This is a genomic window from Mesorhizobium sp. M7A.F.Ca.MR.362.00.0.0 (assembly GCF_004023175.1).
In the GTDB taxonomy this organism is placed as follows: Bacteria; Pseudomonadota; Alphaproteobacteria; order Rhizobiales; family Rhizobiaceae; genus Mesorhizobium.
The window spans coordinates 1-8,448 of sequence record NZ_RZTF01000291.1 but is presented as its reverse complement, the minus strand read 5'-3'; the positions used below and the strand labels follow the sequence as shown (position 1 = coordinate 8,448).

Below are 8,448 nucleotides of genomic sequence, written 5' to 3'. Positions count from 1 at the left end.
CATGTGCGGATGGCTCTTCACCGCCTCCAGCGTCGGGCCGATGCCGATCGGTCCGTAGACCGGGCCGTAGGAGGACCGTGTGCCTTCCTGCGCGGCGTTCCTGATGCGGAAGTCGACCGGGTCCATGCCGATCTTCTTGGCCAGCTCGTCGACAGCACTTTCCACAGCGAACGCCGCCATCGGCGCCGAAGGCGCGCGATAGGCCGCGGTCTTCGGCCGGTTGACCAGCACTTCGTAGCCGACCGTCTTGACGTTATCGAGCTTGTAGCAGGCGAACGCCGTCATCGCACCGATCTCGGCCCAGGAGCCGGCATACGGGCCGCAGCTGTAGCGCAGCGTCGCTTCGGCGGCGGTGATCGTGCCGTCCTTGCGGGCGCCGATCTTGACGTCGATCGAGGTGGCGCTGGTCGGGCCCGAGGCGCGGAACACCTCGTCGCGGGTCATCACCAGCTTCACCGGCCGTCCGGCCTTGCGCGACAGCGCCAGCGCCACCGGCTCGGCCCAGACATGGGTCTTGCCGCCAAAACCGCCGCCGATCTCCGAGGAGGTGACGCGCAGTTTCGAGGCTTCCATGCCAAGCAACTGGGCGCAGTGCTGGCGGTAGACGAAATGGCCTTGCGTGCACACCCAGAGGTCGGCGGTGCCGTCGGAGCTGAAATTCGCCACGCAGGCATGCGGCTCGATATAGCCCTGGTGCGTCTGCTCGGTCTTGAAGGAACGCTCGACGATAAAGTCGGCCTGCCCGAAACCCTGATGGACATCGCCATGGCCAAACTGGCTGCGCTTGGTGACGTTGGAGGGTTTTACCGGCTTTTCCTCGAGGCCCTCGGTGAAGATGGCATCATTGATCAAGGGCGCCGTGTGCTTCGCCGCCTCGTCGACATCGGTGACATGCGGCAAAAGCTCGTATTCAATCTCGATGAGCTTCAGCGCCTGCCTGGCGGTGCGGGCATCGATCGCGGCGACCGCGGCCACCGCGTGGCCGTCATAGAGCGCTTTCGTGCGCGCCATGCAATTGTCGAGGACGTCGTACATGGCGGCATCGCCATCGGTGAGATCGGGCAGGTCGGCCGCGGTGATCACCGCCTTGACGCCGGCGAGCTTTTCCGCCTTCGAGGTGTCGATCTTGACGATCCTGGCGTGAGCGTGCGGGCTTCTGAGAACACGCCCGACCAGCTGGCCGGCCATGTTGAAGTCGGCGCCATAGCGCGCGCGGCCCGTCACCTTGTCGATGCCGTCGGGACGGATCGGACGCGTGCCGACGGAGGCGAATTTACGTCCGGAAAAACGTGGATCGAAATTCATCTCAGGCTCCCTTCATCACGATGGCCGCGTCCTGGACGGCGCGCACGATCTTGTCGTAGCCGGTGCAGCGGCAGAGGTTCCCGGCGAGGCCGAAGCGGATTTCCTCCTCGGTCGGGTCGGGGTTCTTGGCCAGGAGGTCCTTGGCCGCGATCAGGAAGCCCGGCGTGCAGATGCCGCATTGCAGCGCCGCATGCTCGAGGAACTTCTGCTGCAGCGGGTGCAGCGTATCGCCATGGGCCATGCCCTCGATGGTCTCGACGCGCCGGCCTTCAGCCTCGGCGCCGAGCACCAGGCATGAGCAAACCAGCCGATCGTCGAGGATGATCGAGCAGGCGCCGCAGTCGCCGGTGCCGCAGCCTTCCTTGGCGCCCGTCAGCCCCAGCCGATCGCGCAGGACATCGAGCAGCGTCTCGTCCGGCTGGCAAAGATACTCGACAGCGTCGCCGTTGATTGTCGTTGAAACTGCTATACCAGCCATCATTTGCCTCCTGCACGTGCATAGGCTGATGTGGCGGCCCGCTGGGCCAGCACACCCGCAACTTTTCGTCTGAATTCGATGGTGCCGCGCTTGTCGTCGATGGGACGGCAGGCGCCCGCACAGACCTTGGCGAGCCGCTCCAGCGTCGCTTCGTCCAGCCTGGAGCCAACGAGCACCTCCGCGGCTTCTTCGACCAGAAGCACCGTCGCCGCCACGGCGCCCAGCGCTACGCGGGCCGATTTGACGACCCCGTGCTCGTCGAGCGTCAGGTTCACCCCGGCGCTGACCACCGCGATATCCATCTCGGTGCGTGGAATGAAACGCAGATAGGCATCGCCAGAGCGCGGCTCGCGCTTGTCGAGCAGGATCGCCTCGATGATCTCGCCTTTGGCCAGCGACGTCTTGCCCGGCGCGGTCGGCACGCTCTGCACGGGAATCGTGCGCCGGCCCGCCGGCCCGACGACCACTGCCTTGGCGCCGGCGGCAACCAGCGCCGGCACGCTATCGGCGGCCGGCGAGGCGTTGCAGAGATTGCCCACGATGGTGCAGCGTCCCTGCACCTGCTTGGAGCCGATCAGCTTGGCCGCCTCGACGACACCAGGCCATGCCTTCTTGAGGGCGGTGTTCTCTCCCAGGACGGCGCAGGGAACCGCGGCGCCGATGCTGAAGCCTTCAGCAGTTTCCCGGATCTCGCTCAAGCCATCGATCGCCTTGATGTCGACGATCAGCTCTGGTTCGGCAAAGCCGCCCTTCATCCTGACCAGGAGGTCGCTGCCTCCCGCGAGGATGGCGGCCGTACCAGCCGACCCGGCCAAGTGGCCAACGGCATCTTCTATTGAAAGCGGACGTATGTAGCGCATCGTCTCCCCTTGGTCATCGCGATTTCAGCGACCGTTATAAACAGTCTCCTCATAATGGCTATCCGGTTCCTCAACTGCGGCGATTAGGCCAGGCGCCGCAATATCCAGTCCAACAGACGGAAAGTGGCGCGCTGAATGGCAGCAACCGACTTTGGGATGATTTTCGTGAAACTTCGGCTATGGATCAAGTGCGCTCATTCGCCCTTGTCCGCCTTTGGACCGGAACGGCCTCAGCCCGTGACGCGCTTTGCCGGGAAACTGTTCACATTTTTCCTGGAATTGCCCTAGAGATCGGCCTCGGCGAAGATGCGCGAGGCCCAGTCGAGGAAGACGCGCAGGCGTGGCGAGAGCTGACGGTTCTGCGGGTAGAGCGCCGACAGCGGTGTCGGCGATGGCGGATAGTCGGCCAGCACCTCGACGAGCGTCCCATCCGCCAGATCCTTCTCGAAGCGATAGCGCGGTGCCTGGATGAGGCCGAGGCCAAGCCGCGCCAGATCGGCGGCGGTGTCGGAATTGTTGGCGGCGACGCGGCATGGCAGCCGCACCTCACGGATACTGCCGGCGACGGTGAATTCGAACGGAAGGGTCTCGCCGGTGCGCGACGAAACAAAGCCCACCGCCTGGTGACCGTCGAGCGCATCGGGGGAGACGGGCGTGCCGTGGCGCTCGAGATAGGCAGGGCTGGCGCAGGTGATCTCGCGGATGACAGCCAGCCGCCGCATGATCATGCCGCTGTCGGGCGGCTCGCCGACGCGGATGACGCAGTCGACGCCTTCGCGCACGAGATCGACCAGCCGGTCGCTTTGGCCGATCTGCAGGTCGATCCTGACATAGCGGGCGAGGAACTCCGGCAGGCGCGGCAACAGGAATGTGCGGGTGAGCAGCGTGCTGGCGTCGATGCGCAGCAGGCCGAAAGGCTCGGCATTGCGAAAGGCGGCCTCGGCATCCTCGATCTCGGCCAGGATCGACAGGCAGCGCCGATAGTAGGCTTCGCCGTCCTGCGTGGCGTTCACCTGCCGCGTCGTTCGTTCCAGAAGCCGCGCGCCGAGATGCTCTTCCAGCCGCCGGATCGCTTCCGTTGCAGTTGAACGCGGCAGGCCGAGATCGGCCGCGGCAGCGGTAAAGCTGCGCCGCTCCAGAACGCGAACGAAGAGCCGCATCGTGTCCAGTCGATCCATGGCCCTTGTTCGCAATTTCCGAATAGTGATGTCAATAGATGGCTGATTATACGGAAAGCGGGTCGGCCTATATCCGTGTCACCAACACGGAGAGACTTCCATGACATCCAATCAAACAAGTACGGGTGGCCAAACCAGAACCGCGATCGTGACCGGCGCCTCCAAAGGCATCGGCGCCGCCATCGCACAGCGGCTCGCCCGCGATGGCGTCGCCGTCGTCCTCAATTATGCACGGGGCCGCGCCGAGGCCGAAGAGCTTGTGCGCAGCATCGAAGCCGGCGGCGGCAAGGCAATCGCCGTTCAGGCCGATATCGCCGATCCGAATGGGATCGCAGCGCTGTTCGACGCCGGCGAGAAGGCGTTCGGCGGCATCGACATCCTCGTCAACAATGCCGGCGTCATGAAGATTTCGCCGATGGCGCAGACCGACGACGCTTCGTTCGACACGCAGATCGCGATCAATCTCGGCGGCGTGTTCCGCGGCATGCGGGAAGGCGCGCGCCGGCTTCGCGACGGCGGCCGCATCGTCAATTTTTCCAGCAGCGTCGTCGGCCTCTACCAGCCGGGCTACGGCGTCTACGCCGCCACCAAGGCGGGTGTCGAGGCGATGACCCACATCCTGGCCAAGGAGCTTGGCGCGCGCCGCATCACAGTTAACGCAGTAGCGCCCGGGCCGATCGAAACCGCGCTGTTCACGGACGGCAAGAGCGAGGCGCAGATCGAGGCCATCGGCAAGATGATCCCGCTCGGCCGGCTTGGCCAGCCCGACGACATTGCCGGGCTGGTCTCGTTCCTGGCCGGGCCGGACAGCTTCTGGGTCAACGGACAAATCATCCGCGCCAATGGCGGCGTCGTCTGAGCCGTCGCCGACCGCTCCACGCCGAACCTCAAATTCCACAGAAAGGAAAAGATCATGCCATTCGCCAACATCAAGTTACCGCAAGCGGCGCTCTCAAGGGCGCAGAAGGAAGACCTCATCCATCGAACGACAGCCATGTTCGTCAACTTTTTCGGCGAGGGTGTGCGCCCCTTCACGATGGTGCTGGTGGAGGAGGTCGCCGACGGCGGCTATGGCCGGGCCGAGGAAGTGTTCGTCGTGCCGGAAGTTTTTCGCGCAAAGGAGTAGTGCCGGGCCGTTCCCGGGCGAGCCACGGGTCTCGCCCGTCCTTCGGGTCCCACAAGTGGGGAGATCGGCAGCATCACCCCCTTCCGCTTCTCCACCTCGGCCTTCCTCAGCAGGAACCGCTGAATCTTGCCGCTGGGTGTCTTCGGCAACTCGCTCGTTGACCGCCGGATGTTCGATCAGCGAGCTTTGGACGTCGATGCGGTAGCCCGGCAGAGGTGATGGCGTCGTCGGCGCGGCCGATCAGGAGATCGACCGTCCGGTTGCGCGAATGGCCCGAGAAGGGCTGGCCTCACCCGTGCGGCCCTGTATCATGGCCTTGTGAATGCTTGGGAGGAGGGTTGTGCATGCGGCTGAATCGGAATCTCTGTCATTGGAGGGTTTGGGTCTTCATCGCCGCAATGGTGCTTTGGCCGCACGCGGCGCCGGCCGATACCCTCACGCCCGAGCGCATCACTGCTGCCCTGTCGAAGCTCGAAGCGCTTGCCGAAGCCGCCGTAGCGGACGGTGCTGTACCCGGTCTCGCCATCGGCGTCGTGCGCGATGACGAGGTGATCTTCCTCAAGGGTTTTGGGCATCGCGAGGCCGGCAAGCCAGAGACCGTCGACGCCGACACGGTGTTCCAGATCGCCTCCCTTTCCAAACCGGTTTCCGCCACCGTCGTAGCGGCGTTGGTTAGCGACAGGATCGTGTCCTGGGATTCGAAGATCGCCGATCTCGATCCGGCCTTCCGGTTGGCCGATCCTTATCCGGCGAGCCAACTCACCGTTCGTGACCTGTTTTCGCATCGCAGCGGGCTTCCAGGCACCGCCGGAGACGACCTCGAAGGTATTGGCTACGACCGCGTCGAGATCGTGCATCGCCTGCGGTTCGTGCCACCATCGTCGAGCTTTCGCGCCGGGTATGCCTACAGCAATTTCGGATTGACAGAGGGTGCCATGGCAGCCGCGACACCGACAGGAAAGCCCTGGGAGGAGGTCGCCGAGGAGAAGCTCTACCGTCCGCTTGGCATGGCCTCGACCAGTTCCCGTCATTCGGACTTCGTCAAGCAAAGCAACCGTGCTGCGCTTCACGTCAAGGTCGATGGCGCCTGGGCCGCGAAGATAGAGCGCGATCCGGATGCGCAGGCGCCCGCCGGCGGCGTCAGCTCCACGGCACGTGACCTCTCGCAATGGCTGCGCCTCATCCTCGGCAACGGCGTTTATGCCGGCAAGACACTGATTGCCGCCGATGCGCTAAGCCAGACGCATGTTCCGCTGATAGCGCGCGGCAACAACCCCGTCTCCGGCGGCGCATCGTTCTACGGCCTCGGCTGGAACGTCGAATTCGGCCGACACGGCCTGAGCTGGGGCCACGCCGGCGCCTTCAGTGTCGGGGCGCGTACCCTGGTGACAGTCTTCCCAAAGGAGAAGCTGGGCATCGTCATCGTCGCCAACGCCTTTCCGACTGGCCTGCCGGAGGGATTGTCCGACAGCTTCGCCGATCTCGTCTTCGACGGTAACGTCGAGAAGGACTGGGTCAAGGCGTGGAATGATATCTATGCGGGCCTGTTCGGTCCGGCGGTCGCGGCGGCCAAGGCCGCCTATGCCGCGCCGCCGTCTCCGCCACGGCCAGCCGGGCCGGACAGCGTCTATGCCGGCCGGTACGCCAACGACTTCATCGGCGATGCGATTGTGTCGGAAGCGGGAGACCACCTTGTGCTCAGGGTAGGCCCGGCCGCCGGCCGGTCCTACTCATTGAGGCATTTCGACGGTGACCTTTTCCTGACCTTCCCCGACGCGGAGACGCCGGATAGCCCCTCGGGTGTAAGTTTTGTGGTCGGCGCTGACGGCAAGGCGTCGGCCATGACCGTAGGTTTTCTCGACGACAATCATCTCGGCACGCTGCAACGTGTGGGGGACTGACTTCCAAATCGAACGGTGCGGCCGGGAGTTCAGGATGCCGGGCCGTACCGGAGCAGTTTGAAGCAATCGCCGTTGCCCGATTTCGTCTGCGCCAGCAAGGGCTTCGACCTGTCTATCCATTCCTGATGTGACTTCGCATCGGCCTCGATCGCATCGACCGTTGCAAGACTGACAAAGCTGCGTCCGTGGCTGAGAAGCCAGCATGCGCGGCCAAGAAATCGCCTGCTGCGCTGGCGCAAGAGGTCGGCATCGTAGAAGATGTCGAGCACCTCGTGCTTGATCTTGCGCTCGGTTTCAGGATTGGCGATCGCAACCTCGATCGGCTCGCCGCCGATCGCATCCTGCAGGTCCTTGTAGTCGAGGGTGAGTTGGGTGATGGCATATTTGATCTCGCTCTCGTCGCGCACGATGTCGAACCATAGCGTCGGATCGAGCTCGTTGACGACGAACGACGACTCGAAATCGCGCGACAGGTTGAGGATGTCGAAGTCCCGGATGTCGACGTCGCGCTCAACCAGCAGGATTTCGCGGACCTGCTTGCCAAGCTCCGCTCCCTGCGCGCCGATGGCGGCGTTGGTTCCACCAAGTTCGGGACTAATATAGGCCCCGCCGTCATCCAGCAGCCCGTCGAATTCGCCAAGTGACTCGACGAGGGGAGCGCCACGAGCGATGCGCGCCGCCAGCTTGGCCAGAACCTGCTGAAGATCCGCTTCGCGTCTGCGCTGGTCTTGGTAATTCTGCTGGAAAAAGAAGATGAACAGCGACACGCCGATGCCGATCAGGATCACGCCCAACTGCGAGAAGATGTTGCGGTGGTATTCCAGCAGCTTTTCGCGATGGCGCACGTCGTCGCGCACACTGTGGGCGACGCGCAGATTGACGATCAGCGACAGGATGAGCAGCCCAGTACCGACGAGGATGAGGCCGCCGATGAGCAGGTAACCATGGCCTGTGCTGAAATCCATTCGTTTTCCCTGAAGCCCAGACTGCGCAGAATAGTGCCATTTTGGCTAAATACCTACGGATTTGCAGGCGGTGGATTTGATGGCGGCGGCCACCCCGGAAGGTTGACCCGCCTGGCCATCCGGCCGATAGCTCCGCCAGAAACTGTCCTGAGAACCCTGATGACTTCAGACACCAACCTCCACGATGCACCCGCCGTCGATCCCGACACCGCCTGGCAGGCGGACGTCCGCGCCGGTGTGCGCCACGTGCGCGACCTGGCGTCCCTCCCGCTGTCGCCAGCCGAGCGCGCGGCCGCCCGGGCCGCGGCGGCGAACCACAAGGTGCGCGCGCCCAAAGCCTATCTCGACCTGATCGACTGGAACGACGCCGCCGATCCGATCCGGGCGCAGGTCATTCCGTCGCCGCAAGAACTTGAGGAAGCGGAGGGCGAGCTCGACGATCCGATCGCCGACCATGACTTCAGCCCGGTGCCGCGATTGACGCACCGCCATGCCGACCGGGTGCTGCTGTTCCCGACCTATCAATGCGCGGTCTATTGCCGGTTCTGCTTCCGCAAGGAATCGCTGACCTCGATCGGTCGTGGCTATACGCACGAGGCGCTGGAGCCGGCGCTGGCCTATATCGCGGATCACCC

At 64.3% G+C, this 8,448-nt stretch carries 8 protein-coding genes and 1 pseudogene; 4 read left to right on the top strand and 5 right to left on the bottom strand.

The genetic code is table 11. The features are described 5' to 3' along the window. The 4 genes from EOC06_RS26990 to EOC06_RS26975 all read right to left on the bottom strand — a co-directional run. Positions 1-1,305, bottom strand: a 1,305-nt coding sequence (locus EOC06_RS26990) for a xanthine dehydrogenase family protein molybdopterin-binding subunit (protein WP_164898754.1), incomplete at its 3' end; no start/stop codon positions are given. A 1-nt stretch (position 1,306) separates the two neighbouring features. After that, positions 1,307-1,783 (bottom strand): (2Fe-2S)-binding protein, encoded by a 477-nt coding sequence (locus tag EOC06_RS26985; protein ID WP_013530647.1) that lies wholly within the window; start codon positions 1,781-1,783, stop codon positions 1,307-1,309. Beyond that, entirely contained in the window at positions 1,783-2,643 is an 861-nt protein-coding gene (locus EOC06_RS26980; protein ID WP_128309217.1) for a xanthine dehydrogenase family protein subunit M, read from the bottom strand. The genes EOC06_RS26985 and EOC06_RS26980 overlap by 1 nt, the downstream gene beginning before the upstream one ends. Positions 2,644-2,927: 284 nt before the next feature. Then, positions 2,928-3,821: a LysR family transcriptional regulator gene (locus EOC06_RS26975; RefSeq protein ID WP_127272499.1), complete on the bottom strand. Its 894-nt coding sequence runs from the start codon at positions 3,819-3,821 to the stop codon at positions 2,928-2,930. A gap of 100 nt (positions 3,822-3,921) precedes the next feature. Here EOC06_RS26975 and EOC06_RS26970 point away from each other — a divergent pair, with 100 nt between their 5' ends. The 3 genes from EOC06_RS26970 (at position 3,922) to EOC06_RS26960 (ending at position 6,848) form a co-directional block, all read left to right on the top strand. Further along, positions 3,922-4,680, top strand: a complete 759-nt coding sequence (locus EOC06_RS26970) for an SDR family oxidoreductase (protein WP_127269409.1) — start codon at positions 3,922-3,924, stop codon at positions 4,678-4,680. Positions 4,681-4,734: 54 nt separating this feature from the next. Continuing rightward, positions 4,735-4,947: a 4-oxalocrotonate tautomerase family protein gene (locus EOC06_RS26965; protein WP_128309216.1), complete on the top strand. Its 213-nt coding sequence runs from the start codon at positions 4,735-4,737 to the stop codon at positions 4,945-4,947. A gap of 344 nt (positions 4,948-5,291) precedes the next feature. Beyond that, a complete protein-coding gene (locus tag EOC06_RS26960) occupies positions 5,292-6,848 on the top strand; it encodes a serine hydrolase (protein WP_127269407.1) in 1,557 nt (518 codons plus the stop codon). 29 nt (positions 6,849-6,877) lie between these two features. Here EOC06_RS26960 and EOC06_RS26955 read toward each other — a convergent pair whose 3' ends face one another. Further along, positions 6,878-7,813: a hypothetical protein gene (locus tag EOC06_RS26955; protein ID WP_128309215.1), complete on the bottom strand. Its 936-nt coding sequence runs from the start codon at positions 7,811-7,813 to the stop codon at positions 6,878-6,880. A 159-nt stretch (positions 7,814-7,972) separates the two neighbouring features. Here EOC06_RS26955 and EOC06_RS26950 point away from each other — a divergent pair. Further along, a pseudogene (locus tag EOC06_RS26950) lies at positions 7,973-8,448 on the top strand (KamA family radical SAM protein); the annotation flags it as partial.